This window comes from Saccharopolyspora sp. CA-218241 (assembly GCF_050954615.1).
GTDB classification, from domain to species: domain Bacteria; phylum Actinomycetota; class Actinomycetes; order Mycobacteriales; family Pseudonocardiaceae; genus Saccharopolyspora; species Saccharopolyspora cebuensis.
Map to the genome: position 1 here is coordinate 2,866,448 of NZ_CP191860.1, position 20,083 is coordinate 2,886,530.

A 20,083-nucleotide genomic window follows, 5' to 3' on the forward strand; every position below is an offset into this window, starting at 1 on the left:
GGCGGATCCGATCGCTCGCAGGCGTGGAGGAGCCGAGGGTGAAGTACCTGCTGCTGATCTACAGCAACCCGGAGAACTGGGAGCCCCCCACGTTCCTGCGCGCACCGGAGTTCCTCGCCCTGCCGGAGGACGAGCGCGCGGAGCTCACCCGGCAGGCCGAGGCCGGGCACGCCGAGATCACCGAATCCGGCGAGCTTCTCGGCGGGCAGGCGCTCGCCGACCCGTCGCTGTCCAGGACCGTCCGGGTCCGCGACGGGACGCTCGCCGCGACGGACGGACCGTTCATCGAGACCAAGGAGCAGTTGGCGGGCTACCTCGTCGTCGACTGCGACAGCCCGGAACGGGCGGCCGAGATCGCGGCGCGCATCCCCGACGCCCGCTTCGCCGCCGTCGAAGTGCGGCCCCTGGCGGAGCCCTCCGGGCAGGACGGGTGCGGCGCGGTTACTGCTTGATGGCGGAGATGTCGAGTTCGAGGGTGACCTTCTCGCTGACCAGGAAGCCGCCGCTCTCCATCGCCGCGTTCCAGGTCAGGGCCCAGTCCTTGCGGTTGATCTGGGTGCTGCCCTCGAACCCGGCCCGGGTGTTGCCCATCGGGTCGTGGGCCAGGCCGGTGAACTCCAGGTCGAAGGTGATCGGCTTGGCCACGTCGCGGATGGTGAGCTCGCCGCTGACCGCGTAGAGGTCGCCGCCCTTGGGTTCGATGGCCGTGATCCGGAAGACGATCTCCGGGTAGGTCTCCACGTCGAAGAAGTCCGCGCTGCGCAGGTGGTCGTCGCGCTGCTGCTGGGCGGTGTCGATGCTGGCGGTCTTGATCCGCACCGTCGCGGTCGAGTCCCGCGGCGACGCCTCGTCGAGGTGGATGTGGCCCTCGACGTCGCTGAACTGACCGCGCACCTTGGTCACCATCGCGTGCCGGGCCACGAAGCCCAGCCGCGAGTGCGCGGGATCGATGATGTAGTCGCCGGTCAGTTCGCCCGGCTGGCTGGATCGGCTCATCACGGCTCCCGGGTAGGACGGTTCGTCCGCGACGGTCGCACGGCCCGGCGGCTCCCGCCCGCCGGGTTTCAGCGCCGCCACCGGCGGGGACTCCCGGTGCGTACGGTCCGAGTCGAGGAGGTGGCATGACCGCGGACATCACTGGTCGCAAGGTCGCGTTCCTGGTCGCGCCCGAGGGCGTCGAGCAGATCGAGCTGACCGAGCCGTGGAAGGCGATCGAGAACGCCGGCGCCATGCCGGAGCTCGTTTCGACCGGCGCGGGGACCGTGCAGGGGTTCAACCACTTGGACAAGGCCGACACCTTCCCGGTGGACAAGGTCGTCGACGACGTGAGCGCGGACGACTACGACGCCCTCGTGCTGCCGGGCGGCGTCGCGAATCCCGACTTCCTGCGCACCAAACCGGCCGCGGTGCAGTTCGCGCACGCGTTCTTCGCGCAGGAGAAGCCCGTCGCGGCGATCTGCCACGCGGCGTGGCTGCTCGCCGAGGCCGACGTGGTGCGGGGCCGCACGCTGACCTCGTTCCCGAGCCTGAAGACCGACCTGGTCAACGCGGGCGCCGAGTGGGTCGACAAGGAGGTCGTCGTGGACAAGGGGCTGGTCACCAGCCGCGGGCCGGACGACCTGCCGTCGTTCTGCGCGAAGGCCGTCGAGGAGATCGGCGAGGGCAAGCACCGGGCCCAGGCCCGCAGCGCCTGAGCCTGCCGAACGGCGGAGCCGGGGGCGTCCCCAGCCGGGGGCGCCCCCGCGCTCGTGGCTGCGGTGGTGGCCGCCGGTGCGGGCTGGAAGGGTGGACGCGTGCCCGACGCCCGACGCATCCGCCGCTGGCGGCGCCTGCTCGCCGACGAGCGGGAGGAAGCGGCGGTCTACCGCGAGCTGGCCGAACGGCGCCGCGGCGAGGAACGGGAGATCCTGCTGGGTCTGGCCGACGCCGAGGAGCGCCACGCCGCGCACTGGGTCGAGTTGCTCGGACCCGAGGCCGACCGCCCGGCGCGCGGCCGGTTGCGGATGCGGGTGCTGGTGCAGCTCGCCAAGCGGTTCGGTTCGGTGTTCGTGCTCGCCTTGGCGCAGCGCGCCGAGAGCCGCACGCCGTACCGGACCGAGCCCGACGCGACGGAGGCGATGGCCGCCGACGAGCTCGTGCACGAAGAGGTGGTCCGGGCGCTGGCCTCGCGGGGCAGGGCCCGGCTGTCGGGCACCTTCCGCGCCGCCGTCTTCGGCGCCAACGACGGCCTGGTGAGCAACCTGGCCTTGGTGCTGGGCGTCATCGGCGGCGGGGTGCCGAGTTCGGTCATCCTGCTCACCGGGCTGTCCGGCCTGCTGGCCGGGGCGCTATCGATGGGTGCGGGGGAGTACATCTCGGTGCGCTCCCAGCGCGAGCTGCTGGCCGCCGCCGCGCCCGGTACCGGCACCAGCGCCGTGGTGCCCCAGCTCGACGTCAACGCCAACGAGCTCGCGCTGGTCTACCGGGCGCGGGGCATGTCCGAGCGGGAAGCGCGGGAGCACGCCGACGAGGTGCTGCGGAACCCGCAGCTCGCCCCGGTCGCCGACCGGCCCGGGCAGGACCACGAGGTGGTGGGCACCGGGCTCAAGGCGGCGATGTCGAGCTTCTGCTTCTTCGCCGCGGGAGCCGCGGTGCCCGTGCTGCCCTTCCTCGGCGGCGCCACCGGGCCCGCGCCGGTGATCGCCGCGGCCGTGCTGGTGGGGCTGGCGCTGATGCTCACCGGCGCCGCCGTCGGCGTCATGTCGGGGGCGCCGCCGCTGACCCGGGCGCTGCGCCAGCTCGCCATCGGGTACGGCGCGGCGGCCGCCACCTACGTCCTGGGCCTGGTCTTCGGCGCCACCGTCGGCTGAGGCGGTCAGCGGTCCAGCCGCGCCATGCCCGCCGGGGTGTAGCGCTCGCCGGAGGCCGCTCCGGCCGGGAACAGCTCCGCGAGCTCGGCCACCACCGCCGGGTCGAGTTCCGCCGTGGCCGCTCGCACGTTGGCCTCGACGTTGCCGATCCGGCGGCTGCCCGGGATGGGCACCACGTCCCGGCCCTGGGCCAGCAGCCAGGCGAGGGCGAGCTGAGCCGGGGTCAGCCCCAGGGCGTCGGCCCGCTCCCGCAGCGGGCGGATCAGCTCGATGTTGCGCCGCAGGCTCTCCTCCTCGAAGCGCGGGTACCGGGTGCGCCGTTCGTCGAGGTTCTCCACGTCGGCGACGTCGCGGATGGCGCCGGTCAGCACGCCGCGGCCGAGCGGGGAGTAGGCGACCACGCCCACGCCGAGTTCGCGGGCGGTGGGCAGCAGGTCCGCCTCCAGATCGCGGGTGAACAGCGAGTACTCCTGCTGCACGGCGCTGATCGGGTGGACCTGCTGGGCGCGGCGCAGGGTGGCGGCGCTGACCTCGGAGAGCCCGAGGTGCCCGACCTTGCCCGCGCGCACCAGCTCGGCCATCGCGCCCACCGTGTCCTCGATCGGCGTGGTCGGGTCGAGGCGGTGCAGGTAGTACAGGTCCACGTGGTCGGTGCCCAGGCGCCGCAGGCTCGCGTCCAGGCTGGCGCGCACGTTGTCCGGGCGGCCCAGCCCCGACTCGGCGCCCGCGCCGAACTTGGTGGCCAGCACGACCTCGTCGCGCCGCTGGGCCAGCAGGCCGCTGATCAACCGCTCGTTGTGGCCCTTGCCGTAGACGTCGGCGGTGTCCAGGAAGTCGATGCCCAGGTCGAGGAGCTGGTGCAGCAGGCGGCCGGACTCGGCGTCGTCGGCGCTGCCGTAGACGCCGGACAGGCCCATCGCGCCGTAGCCGAGGGCGCTGACCTCCGGACCGGTGCTGCCGAGGCGGCGGCGGGGGATGTCGGACACGATCGGTGCTCCGTTCCTGGTGGGGGTGCCGGGCCGCGACCAGCCTAGGCGCTGCCGGGGGAGCGGGTCACCGGCAGCGCCCGCGGTGTCAGAGCCCGAAGGACGGGCGCTGGGACTCCGGTACCAGGTCCAGGTACTCGGGGTGCGCGCCGATCCAGTCCCGGACGAAGGAGCAGTGCGGCAGCACCGACAGCCCCCGGTCGCGGGCGGAGTCCAGCGCGGCCCGCACGAGGGCGCTGCCGTACCCGTGCCCGCCGTGCCGCGGGTCGACCTCGGTGTGCACCAGGGCCAGCGCGCCGTCCTGCGGGCGGTAGTCGGCCAGCCCCACCCGCTGATCACCGGCGTGCAGCTCGAACCGCTGGGCCTCGGTGTTGTCGAAGATCCGGGTCTCGTCGCTCATCGTCGCCTCCGTCGCGCGTCGGTCCTCCCGATTGTGCGCCACGTACGGGTCACCCGGTGGAGCGCTGGTCCGGCCGGACCACGACGACCGGGCAGGCGGCGTAGTGCGTGCAGTACTGGGTGACCGAGCCCAGCAGCGCCGCGGTGAACCCGCCGCGCCCCCGGTTGCCCAGGACCAGCAGGTCGGCGTCGGCGGCGACGTCGAGCAGCGCCTTGGCCGGGTGCCCGTGGGCGACCTCCCGGGTGACGTGGACGTCGGGTTCGCCGTCCGCGACGTCCGCGACGATCTCGCCGAGGTCGCGCGACACGTCGGCGTCGAGGTCGTGCCGGTCCGGCGTGACCGCGCCGATCTCGGTCGACGGGCCGGTCCACGCCCGCACCACGACCAGGTGGCCGCCCGTCAGCCGCGCCTGCCGCAGCGCCCAGGCCAGGGCGGCCCGGGACTCCGCCGAGCCGTCCACCCCGACGACGATCTTGTCCGGGACCTCGGCCATCGCCACCTCCCGCCGGTGAGCCGTCGAGGCGACTGTGCCGCGTTCCGGGCCGCCCCGCACGGCGGCGCCGTCAAGAGGCGGCCTGCCCGGGCCGATGACCGTTCACCGACACGATGTCCACTGCGCCCCGGTCGGCGGGCGGTCGAGACTGGGCGGATCGAGGAGGCGCGGCATGAGCGGACTCGCTGATCTCCCGGCCGCCCGCGTGGTGGCCGGTTACCGGTCCGGGGAATTCTCCCCGGTGGACGTCGTGGCCGCGGTGCTGGCCCGGGTGGAGGCGGCGGAGCCGGTGCTCGGCGCCACCTACGCCTACGACCCGGACGGTGCCCGGACGGCCGCCCGGGAGTCCGAGCGCCGCTGGGCGCGCGGTGCGCCGCTCGGGCCCGTCGACGGCGTGCCCGCCACGATCAAGGACAACATCGCCACCCGCGGGGTGCCGGTGCTGCTGGGCACGGCCGCCACCGAGCCGGTGCCCGCGGCGGCGGACGCCCCGGCCGCGGCCCGGCTGCGCGAGGCGGGGGCGGTGTTCGTGGCCAAGACCACGATGCCCGATTACGGGATGCTCTCCTCCGGGGTCTCCAGCGCGCACCAGCTCGCCCGCAACCCGTGGAACCCGCTGCGCACGCCGGGCGGATCCAGTTCCGGGGCCGGGGCGGCGGCCGCCGCCGGGTACGGCCCGCTGCACCTGGGCACCGACATCGGCGGGTCGATCCGGCTGCCCGCCGGGTGGTGCGGCATCGTCGGGCTCAAGCCCAGCTTCGGGCGGGTGCCCGTCGATCCGCCCTACTACGGCCGCGCGGTGGGCCCGATGACCCGTTCGGCGGCCGATGCCGCGCTGGCGATGTCGGTGATCGCCGCGCCCGACGAGCGCGACCACACCGCGCTGCCGCCCGCCGCGCTGGACTGGTCGACGCCGGAGGTCGAGCTCCGCGGGCTGCGCCTCGGCCTGCTGCTGGATCAGCGGGTGGGGCTCGACGTCGACCCGGAGGTGACCGCGGCCGTCGAGTCGGCCGCCGCCGCGTTCGCCGCGGCGGGCGCCGAGGTGGTGCCGGTGGAGCCGTTCCTGACCCGGGAGATGCTCGACGGGCTCGACCGGTTCTGGCGCTTCCGGGCGTGGTCGGACCTGCTGGCGCTGCCGGCCGCGCGGCGGGAGCTGGTGCTGCCCGACATCGCGCGGTGGGCGGGCAGCGTCCGGGACGCCACGGCCGCCGAGGTGTTCCACGGGTTCAGCCGGATGGACGCGATCGGGTCGGCGGCGCACGCGGCGCTGGGCGGGCTGGACTTCCTGCTGTCCCCGGTGGCCCCGATCCCGGCGTTCCCGGCAGACGCCGCCTACCCGACCGGCGATCCGCTGCGCCCGCTGGAGCACATCGCCTTCACCCTCGGCGCCAACATGTCCGGCCAGCCCGCCGCGTCGGTGAACTGCGGCTGGACCGCCGACGGCAGCCCGGTGGGGTTGCAGATCACCGGGAGGCGCTTCGACGACACCGGTGTGCTGCGGATGGTGGCCGCCTTCGAGCGGATCGGTCCGGAGCCACCGCGGTGGCCGGAGTTCGGGTAGCGGGGGTCAGCCCGCCAGCAGACCGGCGAAGCGCTCGGGGTCGACGTTGCCGCCGGAGAGCACCACGCCGATCCGCCCGGCATCGCCCACCTGGCCGTCCAGCACCGCCGCCAGCCCGATGGCCCCGCTGGGTTCCACGACGAGCTTGAGCCGTTCGAAGGCGAACCGCATCGCCGCGGTGATCCGCTCGTCGTCGACCAGCACGACCCGGTCGACCAGCGCGCGGTTCACCGCGAAGGTCAGCTCCCCGGGAGCTTCGGCGGCCAGTCCGTCGGCGAGGGTCCGCGGGACCGGTCCGCTGATCCGGCGACCAGCGGCCAGGGAGCGCGCGGTGTCGTCCGCGGTGGTCGGCTCGGCGCCGATCACCCGGGTCGTCGGGTGCAGGCCGCGCGCCGCCGTCGCGCACCCGGCCATCAGCCCACCGCCGCCGACCGGGACGACCAGGGCGTCCAGCGGTCCGGTGTCGGCGAGCAGTTCCAGCGCGGTGGTGCCCTGCCCGGCCATCACGTCCGAGTGGTCGTAGGGCGGGATCAGCGCGAGGCCGCGTTCGGCGGCCAGCGCCCGCCCGATCGCGGTGCGGTCCTCGGTGTAGCGGTCGTAGGTGATCACCTCGGCGCCGTAGCCCTCGGTCGCGGCGCGCTTGGCGGGGGGTGCGTCCGAGGGCATCACGATCACCGCCGCGGTGCCCAGCAGGCGGGCGGCGAGCGCGACGGCCTGGGCGTGGTTGCCGGAGGAGTAGGCGACCACGCCGCGCCGCCGCTGGTCCGGGTCCAGCCGGGACAGGGCGTGGTAGGCGCCCCGGAACTTGAACGCGCCGACGCGTTGGAGGTTCTCGCACTTGAGGAAGACCCGGGCGCCGGCCCGCTCGTCGAGGCTGCGGGAGGTGAGCACCGGGGTGCGGTGCGCGACGCCGTCCAGCCGGGCCGCCGCGGCCCGCACGTCGTCGAAGGTCAGCGGTACCGCCACGGTCGTCCTCCCGCGTTCGTCGGCCCCCGGCGGCAGGGTAGTGCGCCGCGGCCGGCTACCACCAGGACCCGGGATCACCAGGAGTCCGGCTGGTCGCCCCAGCGGTCCGGCACGCCCGCGCTGGCCAGGTCCACGGCCCGGCCGACCAGGTCGACCAGCCGGTCGAGGTCGCGGCGCGGGTCGGCGCACATCGCCTCCAGGCCGAGGTGCAGGCCGGTGAACACCACGCCGACCAGCACGTGCGGGCGCAGGTCGCGGGCCGCGTCGACGCCGTGGCGCCTGCCGATCTCCTCGGCGATGCGGTGCTGCGTCTCCGAGGAGCGGCGCAGGCTGCCGGCCAGCAGCGATGGGGTCCGGTTGATCAGGTGCTGCAGGCGCAGGAAGTTCGGCACGCCTTCGGTGCTCGCCGAATCGCGGACCATGCTGAGCACCGCCCGGCGCAGCGCGGGCAGCGGCGGTTCGCCTGCGGGGGCGTCCAGGAACGCCGTGACGATCTGCTCGTCGAGCTCGGCGCCCTTGGCCAGCGCGATGTCCTCCTTGCCCGCGAAGTAGCGGAAGAAGGTGCGCGGGGAGACCTCGACGGCCGCGGCGATCTCGTCCACGGTGGTGGCGTCGTAGCCGTGGCGCAGGAACAGGTCCAGCCCGGCCTCCACCAGGGCGGATCGGGTGCGCTGCTTCTTGCGGGCGCGCAAGCCATCATGGCCGGTCGGGGCGCTCATGGCCGCCATTGTGCCGCACCGCGGGCGGGTGTCATCTGTCATTGGGTGACAATTGTCGGGTGGTGACACGATTCGGTAGGGTCGACGGCGCCATCCACCACCGGCTTCGAGGAGCAACGATGAGCACCGCACTGGAGATCCGCCTGGCCTCCCGCCCCGAGGGCTGGCCGACGCACGAGAACTTCGAGATCGCCGAGGTCGAGGTCCCGGACCCGGGGGAGGGACGGCTGCTGGTCCGCAACCTGGTGATGAGCGTCGACCCGGCGATGCGCGGGCGGATGAACGAGGGGAAGTCCTACGTGCCGCCGTTCGAGCTGGGCGCGCCGCTCAGCGGCGGGGCGGTCGGCGAGGTCGTCACCGGAGCGGGTGATTTCCAGCCCGGCGACCTGGTGGTGCACCACCTGGGCTGGCGCGAGTACGCGGTGGTCGACCCGGCGCAGGCGCTGCGGGTGGACCCGGAGGTGGCGCCGATCAACGCCTACCTGTCGGTGCTCGGGATGCCGGGCATGACCGCCTACGTCGGGCTGGTCGACATCGCCGAGCAGCGCGAAGGCGACGTCGTGTTCGTCTCCGGCGCGGCGGGCGCGGTCGGCTCGCTGGTCGGCCAGCTCGCCAAGCTGCGCGGCGCGGCCAAGGTGATCGGCAGCGCCGGTTCCCCGGAGAAGGTCCGCCACCTCACCGAGGAACTCGGGTTCGATGCCGCCTTCAACTACAAGGACGGCCCGGTCCGCGAGCAGCTCGCCGCCGCCGCGCCCGAGGGCATCGACGTCTACTTCGACAACGTCGGCGGCGAGCACCTGGAAGCGGCCATCGGCGCGATGAACGACTTCGGCCGGGTCGCCGAGTGCGGGATGATCTCGCAGTACAACAACACCGCGCCCACCCCCGGGCCGCGCAACATGTTCATGCTGGTCACCAAGCGGCTCAAGCTCCAGGGCTTCATCGTCATCGACCACGCGCACCGCCGGGACCGGTTCGTCGCCGAGGTCGGGCAGTGGATCCGGGAGGGCCGGATCAGCTACCGGGAGACCGTGGTGGAGGGCCTGCGCAACGCGCCCGAGGCGTTCCTGGGCCTGCTGCGCGGGGAGAATACCGGCAAGATGCTGGTCACGATCGGCGAGCGGAGCTGATCAGCGCCTCGATGCCGTCGAGGATGCGGGCGAGCCCGAACTCGAAGTGGTGCTCCGGGCCGTAGGCGGCGCCGTGCCGCTGCCCGGCCGCCGACCCCACCCGGGCGGCGACCGGGTAGCGGTCGGGGTCCAGCAAGCGGCCGAGCAGGGCGGCGTTGGCCTGCCACCACTGCTCGTCGGACATCCCGGAGCGGCGCTCGGTCTCGGCCATCTCCACCGACCGGCGCGCCGCCGCCTCGGCGTGGCCCAGCACCAGCGTCAGCAGCGCGTCGGTCTCGACGTCGGGCAGCCCCAGCCCGTCGAACGCGCGCAGCTCGAAGTCGTACTTGGCGATCGCCCCCGGGCCCAGCACCGCCCGCCCGGTGGCGACCTGCAGCATCCACGGGTGCCTGCGGTAGAGCGCGAAGTTCTCCCGCGCGATGCCGGTCAGCCTGCCGCGCCAGTGCTCGGCGGGATCCTCCGGGCGGGCCGTTTCGCCGTAGACCGTGTCGAGCATGACGTCGATCAGCTCGGCCTTGCCCGGGACGTAGGTGTAGAGCGACATCGTGCCGACGCCGAGGCGGTCGGCGACCCGGCGCATGGACAGCGCCGCGAGTCCCGCGCTGTCGGCCAGCTCGACGGCCACCGCCACGATCCGGTCCACGCTCAGGTCGGAGCGGCCCCGCGCGCCGTCGCCGGTGCGCCACAGCAGGGCCAGGCTGCGCGCCGGATCATCGCCGCCGCCGCTGAACTCCGTCGCCAATCGCACTCCCGGCCTCGCCCGTCCGCTCGGCAGATCGTACGCGGCGGCCGGTCAGGCCCCGCCTTGCCGGTCAGGTCCCGTCGTGATGGGCCAGCCACTCCGCCCAGCCGATGCCGCCCCGGTGGCCGCGCGGGGCCGTGAGGTGGGCGGCGGTGTCGGCGAGCCGGCCGAACGCCGGCACGCCCACCGCCCGGATGCGCCGCCGCCGGGCCTGCTGCCACTGCCGGACCACCTCGCGCAGCGGCAGCACCTCCGGACCGGCGAAGTCCTCGCCCTGCCCGAGGGCGCCTTCGCGGACCGCGGCCGCGATGTGCTCGGCGAAGTCGGCCTCGGCGCACGGCTGGAGTTCCAGGGCGGTGGGCAGCGGGGCCACCGGGAGCCGCGCGGCGCCGGCGAGCACCCGGTCCACCAGCCAGTGCATCGGGGTCGCGCGCAGCACCGTCCACGGCATCTCGGCGACCCCGACCAGCTCCTCGGCGGTGTGCTTGAGCCGCAGGTAGGGCGTGGCCGGGGAGTCGGCGCCGACCACCGACGGGTAGAGGAAGTGGCGGACCTCGGCGGCGGCCGCCGCGTCCAGCAGCAACCGAGTGGCGTCCACGTCGACGTCCGGTGCCACGTGGCGCCACGGGTTCGGCCACCCGCCCCGGGCGGTCGGCGAGCAGGACGCGGCGTGCACCACGGTGTGCGCCCCGCTGATGAGTTCGGCGATGCCGTCGCCGGTGACCAGGTCGCCGCGCACCCACTCGACCTCCGGGTCCGCGCCCGGCGTGCGCGCCAGCACCCGGACCCGGTGGGTGCCCTTGAGCAACCGGACGAGCTCCCGCCCGAGGTGCCCGGTGCCTCCGGTGATCGCCACGGTGTCCATCACGGCCCATCCCTCGCACGCGCTGGTGGCGACCACTGTCCCACCGCCGCGGTGGGGTCGCGAGCGGTCAGCGGGTCAGCAGCGGATCGGTGAGCCGGTCGACCAGCTCGCCGAGCCGGGACGGCAGCTCGGGCAGCACCGGCGGCGTCTCCTCCGGCCGGGTCGGCTCGGTGGTCGGGCTCGTCGGTTCCTCCTCGGCGGACGAGGACGTCGGCGGGCGGGTCGGCTCCGGTGCGGTGGCCGCCGAGGACCGGGAGGTCGTCGGCGGGGTCGTCCGCGCGGGCTCCGGCCGGGTCGTCGGCGTCGGGCGCGAGGTGGTGCCCAGGGGCGGGGTGGTGCTCGGGGTGGGTTCGGGCGCGGCCGTGCGGGTGGCCATCAGGCGCGGTGGGGCCGGGGGAGCGGGCGGCTCGCCGGTGCCGGGTGCGGTGGTGGGCGGCTGCGCGGACCGCTGCGGGGCGGCGGAGTCCGCCGGTACCCCGTCGTAGGAGTTGGTCACCGCCACCGCGGTGATGAAGGCCGCCGCCGCGTAGCCGAGCACCCGGGGCGGCGAGGGGCGGCGCTGCCGCACGGGCCGGACCAGCCGGTGCCGTCCTCCCACCTGTGCCTCCCGCACCACGCACATCACTCGTTCGAGCCCATCGTGACCTTACGCCACCTCGGCCCCGCGATTCCACGTCGACGGCGGTTCCCGGGACGGGCCCGCACTTCTCGCCGGACGATCAGTGGTTGACTTCACCGCCTCCCGGATTAGCGTGGGATGCGCTGTCGCACGCCGGTGCCGTTCCGGCGCTGCCGCCGGCCATCGGTTCACCGCTTCCACCGACCCGGGACGGGAGAAGATGGGCCACCACGACGACCGGCCCCGGCCGGCCCGCCACGACTCCGGGCAGCCCGCCGACATCACCCCGGAGTTCGGCAGCGCGCTGGAGATGTGGGAGGCCGCGGTCGCGGCCGCCCCCGACCGGACGGCCGTGCACTACTTCGACGGCAGGCTCGACTACGCCGCGGTCGACGAGCTGGCCGACGCCTTCGCCTGCGCGCTGCTCGACGGCGGGCTCATCGCGGGCGATCGCGTCGCGCTGTACCTGCAGAACGTGCCGCAGTTCGTCATCGGGCTGGTCGGCACCTGGAAGGCCGGGTGCATCGCGGTCCCGGTGAACCCGATGAACCGGCAGCGCGAACTCGACCTGGTGCTGCGCGATTCCGGGGCACGCGCGCTGCTGTGCCTGGAGGGGCTGCACGAGTCGGTGGCGGCCGAGGTCGTGCCGGACACCGACGTGGTGCTGACCATCACGACCTCCGAGCGGGAGCACCAGACCTGGGACGATCCGCGGGCGTTCCCCGAGCCCCGCCGCCGGCGCGGCGGTCCCGGCGGCTCTGGGGGCGGGGTGCCGGACATGGCGGAGCTGGTGGCCCGGTACCGGGGCAGCGCCCCGCCCCGCGCCCGGCTCGGGCCCGACGACGTGGCCGTGCTGACCTACACCTCCGGCACCACCGGTCCGCCCAAGGGCGCCATGAACACCCACCGCAACATCGTGTTCAACGCCCGCACCTACCGGGACTGGATCGAGCTCGGGCCCGACGACGTGGTCCTCGGCGTGGCCCCGCTGTTCCACATCACCGGCCTGATCGGGCACGTCGCGCTGGCGATGCTGCTGCCCGCGCCGCTGGTGCTGGTCCACCGGTTCCACCCCGAGGTCGTCGCCGACGCCGTCCGGGATTCCGGCGCGACCTTCACCGTCGGCGCCATCACGGCGTTCATCGCACTGCTCAACGCACCGGGCGTGGACCCGGCGGACCTGGCCACGCTGACCAAGGTCTACTCGGGCGGCGCGCCGATCCCGCCGAGCACCACGCGGGCCTTCGAGGAGCGGTTCGGGCACTACGTCCACAACGTCTACGGGCTCACCGAGACCACCTCGCCCGCGCTCGGCGTGCCGCTGCGCGCCCGGGCACCGGTCGACCCCGGTTCCGGGGCGCTGGCGGTCGGCGTGCCCGTCCACGGCACGCTCGCCCGCATCGTCGACGACGACGGCGCCGAAGCACCGCCCGGCGAGGTCGGGGAGCTGGTCGTCTCGGGACCGCAGGTGGTGCCCGGCTACTGGGGCAAGCCGGCGGAGACCGAGCACGCGCTGCCCGGTGGCGCGCTGCGCACCGGCGACGTCGCGCGGCGGGATGCCGACGGCTGGTTCTACCTGGTCGACCGCAAGAAGGACCAGATCAACGCGGGCGGGTTCAAGGTGTGGCCGCGCGAGGTCGAGGACGTGCTCTACGAGCACGACGCGGTGCGCGAAGCCGCGGTCGTCGGGGTGGCCGACGGCTACCGGGGCGAGACGGTGAAGGCATTCGTCAGCCTGCGCCCCGACCACCACGCCGATCCCGAGGAGCTCATCGCGTTCTGCCGCGCGCGGATGGCCGCCTACAAGTACCCGCGCCAGGTGGAGGTGCTCGACGAGCTGCCGAAGACCACGACCGGCAAGCTGCTGCGCCGGGCGCTGCGGGAGCGCCCCGGCGCCTGATCAGCCGTCGGCGGCGACCCGGAACCCGATGTTGCCGCTGGAGCTGTCCGGCGTGTTGCCGGTGCGGGCGCTGACCCGGTACCGGTTGCAGTAGGAGTCGTGGCACAGGTAGGAGCCGCCGCGCATCACCTTGACCCCGGCCTGCCGGTCGTCGGCGCACCACTCCCACACGTTGCCCGCGACGTTGTGCAGCCCGAATCCGTTGGGCGGGAAGGCGTCGACCGGCGCGGTGCCGCGGAACCCGTCCTCGGCGGTGTTCTTCACCGGGAACCGGCCCTGCCAGATGTTGCAGCGGTGCTCCCCGCCGGGGGTGAGCTCGTCCCCCCACGGGAAGCGGGCCCGGGCGAGCCCGCCGCGCGCGGCGTACTCCCACTCGGCCTCGGCGGGCAGCCGGGTGCCCGACCACCGGCAGAACGCGACCGCGTCGTTCCACGACACGTGCACGACGGGGTGGTCGGCGCGCTGCGCGAGGTCCGAGCCCGGTCCTTCCGGGGCGTGCCAGCTGGCGCCCTCCACCCCGCACCACCACGGCGTCTGCTCGGGCCGGGGCGAGATCGCTCGCAACCGGCCGGGCAGGAAACCGGCGAACACGTAGGACCAGCCGAACCGCTCGGCTTCGGTGGTGTGGCCGGTGTCGGCGACGAAGGCCGCGAACTCCGCGTTGGTGACCGCGTGCGGCGCCATCCGCAGCGCCGCGACCACCACCGGTCGGACCGGTCCCTCCCCGTCCTCGGGCACCGCGTCGGCGTCCTCGGACCCCATCTCGAAGGTGCCGCCGGGCAGGTCCACCAGCCGCGGTGCGGTGCCGGTCCGCCCGCCGCGGACCGGGGTCGACGCGGGTGCCGCCGGGGGAGCCTGCGGACCCAGCGAGTCCCGCGCCGCGCCGCAGCACCCCGTTTCCTGCTGTTCGCTCACCCCGCCACGGTAAACCGCGCGGCGCAACGCGGATTCGGCCGCTCGGCCGAACCGCGGCGTCCCCGGTGGCGGGTACGTTGTCCCGGACCGAGAACTCGCGAGGTGCCTGGTGACGACGCTGCTCGACGATCCTTCCGCCGTCCTGCCCGCCGACTGGTCCGCCGCCACGCTGGTGGGCCGGGTGCACCGCCCCGACGAGGGCGGGCCCAGCACCGTGGTGGTCCGCGACGGCGAGGTGGTCGACATCACCGATTCCGCGCCGACGCTGACCGACCTGCTGGCCCACGACGACCCGGCCGAGGCGGCCCGCAGCGCACCGGGTCGGGCGCGCTGGCCGCTGGCCGACGTGCTCGCGGCGAGCCTGGGCAGCGGGCCGGGGCCGCACCTGCTGGCACCCGCCGACCTGCAGGTGCTCAAGGCGGCGGGCGTCACCTTCGTGACGAGCATGGTGGAGCGGGTCATCGAGGAGCGCGCCGGTGGCGACGCGGCGCGGGCGGAGACCGTCCGCGCGGTGGTGGAACAGGCCATCGGCGGTGCGCTGGCCAGCGTGGTGCCCGGCTCGGCCGAGGCGGAGAAGGTCAAGCAGGTGCTGCTGCGCGACGGCCTGTGGTCGCAGTACCTGGAGGTGGGGCTGGGGCCCGACCCGGAGATCTTCACCAAGGCGCCGGTGCTCGCGGCGGTCGGTACCGGCGCCGAGGTGGGCGTCGCCGAGATGTCGACCTGGAACAACCCGGAACCCGAGGTCGTCCTGGCGATCCGCGGTGACGGCCGGATCGTCGGAGCCACCCTGGGCAACGACGTCAACCTCCGCGACGTCGAGGGCCGCAGCGCGCTGCTGCTGCCGAAGGCCAAGGACAACAACGCCTCCGCCGCACTGGGGCCGTTCCTGCGGCTGTTCGACGGCGGTTTCGGGCTCGACGACGTGCGCGCGATGGACGTGCGGCTGCACGTCGTGGGCACCGACGGCTTCGTCCTCGACGGGCACAGCACGATGCGCGAGATCAGCCGCGACCCGGTGGACCTGGCCCGGGCCGCCATCGGGCGCCACCACCAGTACCCGGACGGCCTGTTCCTCTACACCGGGACGCTGTTCGCGCCGACCGAGGACCGCGACGCCCCGGGTGCGGGTTTCACCCACCACCTCGGCGACGTGGTGCGGATCTCCACGCCCCAGCTCGGCACCCTGGTCAACCGGGTCGCGCACGCCGAGAGCTGTCCTGAGTGGACCTTCGGCATCCGGGACCTGATGACCAACCTGCTGAACCGGGGCCTGCTGCGCTGAGGACCTGCTCGCGGCACTCGCGCGCGGGTGGCGGGAATCCGGGCGCCGCCCGGCGGTCCGCCGGTCTCCCCGCCGGAGGGGGCCGGCGGACCGCGGCGGCGTTACCGGCCGCTCGGCCGGAGGCCGATCACCAACTGGGCCACGGCCGACTTGAGGCTCCGGCCCCCGCCGTCGACCACGTCGGTGAACATCACGGCACCCACGATCAGAACCATCAGCAACGCCACAACGATGACGAACACGTCTCTCACCCCTTCTACCGGAGAGATCGTCCGAACCCGCAAGAGCGTTACGTAGCTGCGACGATGTCCCCCGGACGAGGGGCTGAGCGCTGCGTCACCCCGAGGGGCCGCCGCCGGAATCCGCCGCGGTCCGGCGCTCTAGCCTGGAGGCGTGGCCACCAACCGACCCGGGCCCCTGCAGTGGATCTGGTACGCCTACGGCGGCAAGCTGCCGGACCGCTGCGCGGATTGGGTGCTGCACGACGTGACCTGCCGGACGTGGGCGCTGCGCCACTTCGCGCGCTCCCTGGTGCAGTTGGCGCCGTTCTGCCTGCTCGTCCTGCTGCCCGGCCCGCTGTCCATCCGGATCAGCGCCATCGCGCTCGGTCTGCTGGTCGGCCTGTTCTACTCCGGCTGCTACATCGGCGAGACCGCTGAGCACCGCGCCATCAAGCACGGCCACCCGCCCGGGACCGCGCGCGAGACCAGGGAGATCGCCCGCGACGTCCGCCTGGCGGGCAAGTACGGCGTAGACCACCGCCCGTGGTGGCGATGACCACCGCCGCCGAGCGCGCGTTGCGCGAGGCCGAGCCCGCGGTGTTCTGGACCGACCGCGCCGGGGCCGCGCCCGAGCGCGAACCGGTGCGCCCCGGGGAATCCGCCGACCTGGTGGTCGTCGGCGGCGGGCTCACCGGCCTGTGGACCGCCGTGCTGGCCAAGCAGCGGCGCCCCGAACTCGACGTGCTGCTGCTGGAAGCCGCCCGCATCGCCGGGGCGGCAGCGGGCGCAGCGGCGGCTTCCTGTCCGAGTCGCTGACGCACGGGCTGGCGCACGGCGCGGCGCTGTGGCCGGACCAGAACCGGCGGCTGGTCCGGCTCGGCCGGGAGAACCTGGTGGCCATCGAGGCGTTCGCCGCCGAGCACGGCATCGACGCCGACCTGCGGATGTGCGGCAAGACCAGCGTGGCCACGGAACCGCACCAGGTCGGATGGGTCCGCGACGAGGCCGACTTGCACGCCGCGCACGGGATGACCGCGCGGTTCCTCGGCGCGGGCGGGGTGCGCGCCGACCTCGATTCGCCGACCTACCGCGCCGGGGTCCGGCTGCCCGACTCCGGTGGTCTGGTCGACCCGGCCCGGCTGAGCCGGGGCTTGGCCGCGGTGGCCGACCGGTTCGGCGTGCGGCTGCGGGAGCGCAGCCCGGTGCGGTCGCTGCGGCCGGAAGGCGCGGGACTCGTGGTGCGCACCGCGCGGGGCCCGGTCCGGGCGGGCAGCGCGGTGCTGGGCACCAACGCCTTCCCCGCGCCGCTGCGGGCGCTGCGCCGGCGGGTGCTGCCGCTGTGGGACTACGTGCTGGTCACCGAGCCGCTGTCGGCGCGGCAGTGGGAGTCGCTGGGCTGGCGCGAGCGGCAGGGCGTGACCGACAGCGCCCACCGCTTCCACTACTACCGGCCGACCGACGACGGGCGGATCCTGTGGGGCGGCTACGACGCCGCGTACTACTTCGGCGGGCGCACCGATCCCGCGCTGTCCGCCCGGATCGAGCCGCACCGCGCGCTGGCCCGCAACTTCTTCACCACCTTCCCGCAGCTCGAAGGGCTGCGGTTCAGCCACCGCTGGGGCGGGGCGATCGACTCGACCTCCCGGATGACCCCGGTGTTCGGCACCGCGCTGGGCGGCCGGGTCGCCTACGCCCTGGGCTACACCGGGCTCGGGGTGGCCGCGTCCCGGTTCGGCGCCCTCGTCGCGCTCGACCTGCTGTGGGACGTGCCGACCGAGCGGACCGCGCTGCGCATGGTCGCCGACCGGCCCCGCCCCTTCCCGCCGGAGCCGCTGCGCTGGCCCCTGGTCCGCGCCACGCTGCGGGCGCTGGCCACCGCCGACGCGTCGGGCGGGCGGCGCGGCCGGTGGCTGCGGCTGCTCGACCGGCACGGGATCACCCTCGGTTCCTAGCCCGACCGCTCGGCTGCTCCGAAACGGTCCGTGACCGGGTGATCATTGCGCGTGTCCGGGCGGCGTCCTATGTTCGGTTGGCCGGGAGCTGATCACCGGCCCCACCGCCCGCGGCCGTCCCGGTCGCGGCAGGCGCCGACCGGAGGTGGAATCCATGCCCGACCTCGTCCGAGCCGCGCTGGTCCAGGCGAAGTGGACCGGTGATCCCGGTTCCATGGTCGACCAGCACGAAGCGCACGCGCGGGAAGCCGCCGCCCGGGGCGCGCGGATCGCCGGGTTCCAGGAGGTGTTCAACGCGCCGTACTTCTGCCAGGTGCAGGAGGCCGAGCACCACCGGTGGGCCGAACCGGTCCCGGACGGACCGACGGTCCGGCGGATGTGCGCGCTGGCCGCCGAACTCGGGATGGTGCTGGTCGTGCCGGTGTACGAGGTGGACGGCCCGGGCTTCTACTACAACACCGCCGCGGTGATCGACAGCGACGGCAGCTACCTCGGCAAGTACCGCAAGCACCACTTGCCGAACCTGCCGGGGTTCTGGGAGAAGTACTACTTCCGGCCCGGCAACCTCGGCTGGCCGGTGTTCGACACCTCGGTCGGCCGCATCGGCGTCTACATCTGCTACGACCGGCACTTCCCGGAGGGCTGGCGGGCCCTGGGGCTCGCCGGGGCGCAACTGGTCTACAACCCGTCGGCGACCAGCCGCGGGCTCTCCTCGTACCTGTGGCAGCTCGAGCAGCCCGCCGCCGCGGTGGCCAACGAGTACTTCGTCGCCGCGATCAACCGGGTCGGCGTCGAGGAGTACGGCGACAACGACTTCTACGGCAGCAGCTACTTCGTCGACCCCTACGGCCGGTTCGTCGGCGACGTCGCCAGCGACACCGAGGAGGAGCTGGTGGTGCGGGACCTCGACTTCGGGCTGATCGACGAGGTGCGGCAGAAGTGGGCCTTCTACCGCGACCGCCGCCCGGACGCCTACGGCCCGCTCACCGCCCCGTGACCCCGGAGGGACGCGCGATGACGACCACCGCGACGAGGGCGCGGCACCGCGGCGGACCGGCCGCGCCGACGGGGGTGGGCCGATGAGCCGCACCATCATCCGGGGCGGCCTGGTGATCACCGCCACCGAGGAGATCCGCGCCGACGTGCTCGTCGACGGCGAGCGGATTGCCGGACTGCTCGCGCCCGGAGCGGCCGAGCACTGGGACGCCACCGCCCGGGTGCTCGACGCCACCGGGCACTACGTGATCCCCGGCGGGGTCGACGCCCACACCCACATGGAGATGCCCTTCGGCGGCACCTTCGCCTCCGACACCTTCGAGACCGGCACCCGCGCCGCCGCCTGGGGCGGCACCACCACGATCGTCGACTTCGCCATCCAGCCGCCCGGCGGCTCGCCGCGCGAAGGGCTCGACGCCTGGCACGCCAAGGCCGAGGGCCGGTGCGCCGTCGACTACGGGTTCCACCTGATCCTCTCCGACGTCGGGGAGCAGGCGCTCAAGGAGATGGACGGACTGGTCGGGGAGGGCATCACCAGCTTCAAGCTGTTCATGGCCTACCCCGGGGTGTTCTACAGCGACGACGGCCGGATCCTGCGCACCATGCAGCGGGCGGCCGACAACGGCGCCCTGGTGATGATGCACGCCGAGAACGGCATCGCCATCGACGTGCTCGTCGAGCAGGCGCTGGCCGAGGGGCGCACCGATCCGCGCGTCCACGGCCAGGTGCGGCACCCGCTGCTGGAGGCCGAGGCGACCCACCGGGCGATCCAGCTCTCCCGGGTGGCGGGGGCGCCGCTCTACGTCGTCCACGTCTCGGCCGCCGAGGCGATCGCCGAGATCACCCGGGCCCGCGACGCCGGGCTCGACGTCTTCGGCGAGACCTGCCCGCAGTACCTGTTCCTCACCGTCGACGAGCTGGCCCGGCCCGGTTTCGAGGGGGCGAAGTACGTCTGCTCGACACCGCTGCGCCCCGCCGAGCACCAGGCGTCGCTGTGGCAGGCGTTGCGCACCAACGACCTGTCGGTGGTCTCGACCGACCACTGCCCGTTCTGCTTCACCTCGCAGAAGGAGCTCGGGCTCGGCGACTTCTCGAAGATCCCCAACGGGATGCCGGGCGTGGAGCACCGGCTGGACCTGCTGCACCACGCCGTCGTGGAGGGCCGGATCAGCAGGCGGCGCTGGGTGGAGCTGGCCAGCACGACCCCGGCCCGGATGTTCGGGCTGCACCCGCGCAAGGGCTCGCTCGCGCCGGGCGCCGACGCCGACGTCGTGATCTACGACCCGGCGGCCGAGCAGGTGCTCTCCGCCGAGACCCACCACATGAACGTCGACTACAGCGCCTACGAGGGCAAGCGGATCACCGGCCGCGCGCGCACCGTGCTCTCCCGCGGCGAGGTCGTCGTGGACGACGGCCACTACCTGGGGCGCGCCGGGCACGGGCGCTTCGTGCCGCGCGACACCTGCCAGTACCTGACCTGAACGAGA

General features: G+C 74.3%; 21 protein-coding genes and 1 pseudogene. 11 read left to right on the forward strand and 11 right to left on the reverse strand.

The genetic code is table 11. The features are described from left to right. The first annotated feature begins 38 nt into the window (after positions 1-38). Entirely contained in the window at positions 39-452 is a 414-nt protein-coding gene (locus ACQP0T_RS13625; protein ID WP_433873458.1) for a YciI family protein, read from the forward strand. On the opposite strand, the gene ACQP0T_RS13630 is transcribed toward ACQP0T_RS13625, so the two are convergent. Continuing rightward, complete coding sequence (locus ACQP0T_RS13630; protein ID WP_433873459.1) at positions 442-996, reverse strand: YceI family protein; 555 nt, start codon at positions 994-996, stop codon at positions 442-444. The genes ACQP0T_RS13625 and ACQP0T_RS13630 overlap by 11 nt on opposite strands. A gap of 125 nt (positions 997-1,121) precedes the next feature. Here ACQP0T_RS13630 and ACQP0T_RS13635 point away from each other — a divergent pair, with 125 nt between their 5' ends. Both ACQP0T_RS13635 and ACQP0T_RS13640 read left to right on the forward strand, forming a co-directional pair. Beyond that, positions 1,122-1,694 carry a type 1 glutamine amidotransferase domain-containing protein gene (locus ACQP0T_RS13635; protein ID WP_433873461.1) on the forward strand — a complete coding sequence of 191 codons (573 nt, stop codon included), beginning with the start codon at positions 1,122-1,124 and terminating at the stop codon, positions 1,692-1,694. A gap of 99 nt (positions 1,695-1,793) precedes the next feature. After that, positions 1,794-2,849 (forward strand): VIT1/CCC1 transporter family protein, encoded by a 1,056-nt coding sequence (locus tag ACQP0T_RS13640; RefSeq protein WP_433873462.1) that lies wholly within the window; start codon positions 1,794-1,796, stop codon positions 2,847-2,849. Between the two features lie 5 nt (positions 2,850-2,854). On the opposite strand, the gene ACQP0T_RS13645 is transcribed toward ACQP0T_RS13640, so the two are convergent. The 3 genes from ACQP0T_RS13645 to ACQP0T_RS13655 form a co-directional block, all read right to left on the reverse strand. Then, the gene (locus tag ACQP0T_RS13645) at positions 2,855-3,835 is read right to left on the reverse strand and encodes an aldo/keto reductase (RefSeq protein WP_433873464.1); all 981 of its coding nucleotides are present in this window, start codon (positions 3,833-3,835) and stop codon (positions 2,855-2,857) included. Positions 3,836-3,923: 88 nt separating this feature from the next. Beyond that, positions 3,924-4,235, reverse strand: coding sequence for a GNAT family N-acetyltransferase (locus ACQP0T_RS13650; protein ID WP_433873465.1), 312 nt, complete (start codon positions 4,233-4,235; stop codon positions 3,924-3,926). Positions 4,236-4,284: 49 nt separating this feature from the next. Continuing rightward, positions 4,285-4,728 carry a universal stress protein gene (locus tag ACQP0T_RS13655; protein WP_433873466.1) on the reverse strand — a complete coding sequence of 148 codons (444 nt, stop codon included), beginning with the start codon at positions 4,726-4,728 and terminating at the stop codon, positions 4,285-4,287. 172 nt (positions 4,729-4,900) lie between these two features. On the opposite strand from ACQP0T_RS13655, the gene ACQP0T_RS13660 reads away from it, so the two are divergent. Next, a complete protein-coding gene (locus ACQP0T_RS13660) occupies positions 4,901-6,289 on the forward strand; it encodes an amidase (RefSeq protein WP_433873467.1) in 1,389 nt (462 codons plus the stop codon). A gap of 6 nt (positions 6,290-6,295) precedes the next feature. On the opposite strand, the gene ACQP0T_RS13665 is transcribed toward ACQP0T_RS13660, so the two are convergent. After that, on the reverse strand, positions 6,296-7,255 hold the full coding sequence (locus tag ACQP0T_RS13665) for a threo-3-hydroxy-L-aspartate ammonia-lyase (RefSeq protein WP_433873469.1): 960 nt from the start codon (positions 7,253-7,255) through the stop codon (positions 6,296-6,298). Positions 7,256-7,329: 74 nt separating this feature from the next. Then, positions 7,330-7,974, reverse strand: a complete 645-nt coding sequence (locus ACQP0T_RS13670; RefSeq protein ID WP_433873470.1) for a TetR family transcriptional regulator — start codon at positions 7,972-7,974, stop codon at positions 7,330-7,332. Between the two features lie 119 nt (positions 7,975-8,093). On the opposite strand from ACQP0T_RS13670, the gene ACQP0T_RS13675 reads away from it, so the two are divergent. Next, complete coding sequence (locus ACQP0T_RS13675; protein WP_433873471.1) at positions 8,094-9,104, forward strand: NADP-dependent oxidoreductase; 1,011 nt, start codon at positions 8,094-8,096, stop codon at positions 9,102-9,104. Here the strand turns inward: ACQP0T_RS13675 and ACQP0T_RS13680 are convergent. From ACQP0T_RS13680 to ACQP0T_RS13690, 3 genes are all read right to left on the reverse strand, one after another. Continuing rightward, a complete protein-coding gene (locus tag ACQP0T_RS13680) occupies positions 9,082-9,846 on the reverse strand; it encodes a TetR/AcrR family transcriptional regulator (RefSeq protein WP_433873708.1) in 765 nt (254 codons plus the stop codon). The genes ACQP0T_RS13675 and ACQP0T_RS13680 overlap by 23 nt on opposite strands. A 70-nt stretch (positions 9,847-9,916) precedes the next feature. Further along, complete coding sequence (locus tag ACQP0T_RS13685) at positions 9,917-10,711, reverse strand: SDR family oxidoreductase (RefSeq protein ID WP_433873472.1); 795 nt, start codon at positions 10,709-10,711, stop codon at positions 9,917-9,919. A gap of 67 nt (positions 10,712-10,778) precedes the next feature. Next, a complete protein-coding gene (locus ACQP0T_RS13690; protein WP_433873473.1) occupies positions 10,779-11,309 on the reverse strand; it encodes a hypothetical protein in 531 nt (176 codons plus the stop codon). A 241-nt stretch (positions 11,310-11,550) separates the two neighbouring features. Here ACQP0T_RS13690 and ACQP0T_RS13695 point away from each other — a divergent pair, with 241 nt between their 5' ends. Continuing rightward, on the forward strand, positions 11,551-13,230 hold the full coding sequence (locus tag ACQP0T_RS13695) for a class I adenylate-forming enzyme family protein (RefSeq protein WP_433873474.1): 1,680 nt from the start codon (positions 11,551-11,553) through the stop codon (positions 13,228-13,230). On the opposite strand, the gene ACQP0T_RS13700 is transcribed toward ACQP0T_RS13695, so the two are convergent. Then, the gene (locus ACQP0T_RS13700; protein WP_433873475.1) at positions 13,231-14,145 is read right to left on the reverse strand and encodes a formylglycine-generating enzyme family protein; all 915 of its coding nucleotides are present in this window, start codon (positions 14,143-14,145) and stop codon (positions 13,231-13,233) included. A gap of 109 nt (positions 14,146-14,254) precedes the next feature. On the opposite strand from ACQP0T_RS13700, the gene ACQP0T_RS13705 reads away from it, so the two are divergent. Then, positions 14,255-15,427: a fumarylacetoacetate hydrolase family protein gene (locus tag ACQP0T_RS13705; RefSeq protein ID WP_433873477.1), complete on the forward strand. Its 1,173-nt coding sequence runs from the start codon at positions 14,255-14,257 to the stop codon at positions 15,425-15,427. Between the two features lie 101 nt (positions 15,428-15,528). Here ACQP0T_RS13705 and ACQP0T_RS13710 read toward each other — a convergent pair whose 3' ends face one another. Beyond that, complete coding sequence (locus tag ACQP0T_RS13710) at positions 15,529-15,669, reverse strand: hypothetical protein (protein ID WP_433873478.1); 141 nt, start codon at positions 15,667-15,669, stop codon at positions 15,529-15,531. Positions 15,670-15,820: 151 nt separating this feature from the next. Between ACQP0T_RS13710 and ACQP0T_RS13715 the strand changes: the two genes are divergently transcribed. The 4 genes and pseudogenes from ACQP0T_RS13715 to hydA all read left to right on the forward strand — a co-directional run bounded on the left by ACQP0T_RS13715 (position 15,821) and on the right by hydA (position 20,077). Beyond that, a complete protein-coding gene (locus ACQP0T_RS13715; RefSeq protein WP_433873479.1) occupies positions 15,821-16,204 on the forward strand; it encodes a DUF5313 family protein in 384 nt (127 codons plus the stop codon). Then, a pseudogene (locus ACQP0T_RS13720) lies at positions 16,201-17,600 on the forward strand (NAD(P)/FAD-dependent oxidoreductase). Before ACQP0T_RS13715 ends, ACQP0T_RS13720 begins: the two are co-directional and overlap by 4 nt. Positions 17,601-17,754: 154 nt before the next feature. After that, the gene (locus tag ACQP0T_RS13725) at positions 17,755-18,597 is read left to right on the forward strand and encodes a nitrilase-related carbon-nitrogen hydrolase (protein WP_433873481.1); all 843 of its coding nucleotides are present in this window, start codon (positions 17,755-17,757) and stop codon (positions 18,595-18,597) included. A gap of 82 nt (positions 18,598-18,679) precedes the next feature. Continuing rightward, a complete protein-coding gene (hydA, locus tag ACQP0T_RS13730) occupies positions 18,680-20,077 on the forward strand; it encodes a dihydropyrimidinase (protein ID WP_433873483.1) in 1,398 nt (465 codons plus the stop codon). The last annotated feature ends 6 nt before the right edge of the window (positions 20,078-20,083 follow it).

Coding starts and splice junctions, on each gene's coding strand:
- ACQP0T_RS13630 (WP_433873459.1), bottom strand. CDS start 996: ATGAGCCGATCCAGCCAGCCGGGCGAACTGACCGGCGACTACATCATC.
- ACQP0T_RS13635 (WP_433873461.1), top strand. CDS start 1,122: ATGACCGCGGACATCACTGGTCGCAAGGTCGCGTTCCTGGTCGCGCCC.
- ACQP0T_RS13650 (WP_433873465.1), bottom strand. CDS start 4,235: ATGAGCGACGAGACCCGGATCTTCGACAACACCGAGGCCCAGCGGTTC.
- ACQP0T_RS13655 (WP_433873466.1), bottom strand. CDS start 4,728: ATGGCCGAGGTCCCGGACAAGATCGTCGTCGGGGTGGACGGCTCGGCG.
- ACQP0T_RS13660 (WP_433873467.1), top strand. CDS start 4,901: ATGAGCGGACTCGCTGATCTCCCGGCCGCCCGCGTGGTGGCCGGTTAC.
- ACQP0T_RS13670 (WP_433873470.1), bottom strand. CDS start 7,974: ATGAGCGCCCCGACCGGCCATGATGGCTTGCGCGCCCGCAAGAAGCAG.
- ACQP0T_RS13675 (WP_433873471.1), top strand. CDS start 8,094: ATGAGCACCGCACTGGAGATCCGCCTGGCCTCCCGCCCCGAGGGCTGG.
- ACQP0T_RS13685 (WP_433873472.1), bottom strand. CDS start 10,711: ATGGACACCGTGGCGATCACCGGAGGCACCGGGCACCTCGGGCGGGAG.
- ACQP0T_RS13695 (WP_433873474.1), top strand. CDS start 11,551: ATGGGCCACCACGACGACCGGCCCCGGCCGGCCCGCCACGACTCCGGG.
- ACQP0T_RS13725 (WP_433873481.1), top strand. CDS start 17,755: ATGCCCGACCTCGTCCGAGCCGCGCTGGTCCAGGCGAAGTGGACCGGT.
- hydA (WP_433873483.1), top strand. CDS start 18,680: ATGAGCCGCACCATCATCCGGGGCGGCCTGGTGATCACCGCCACCGAG.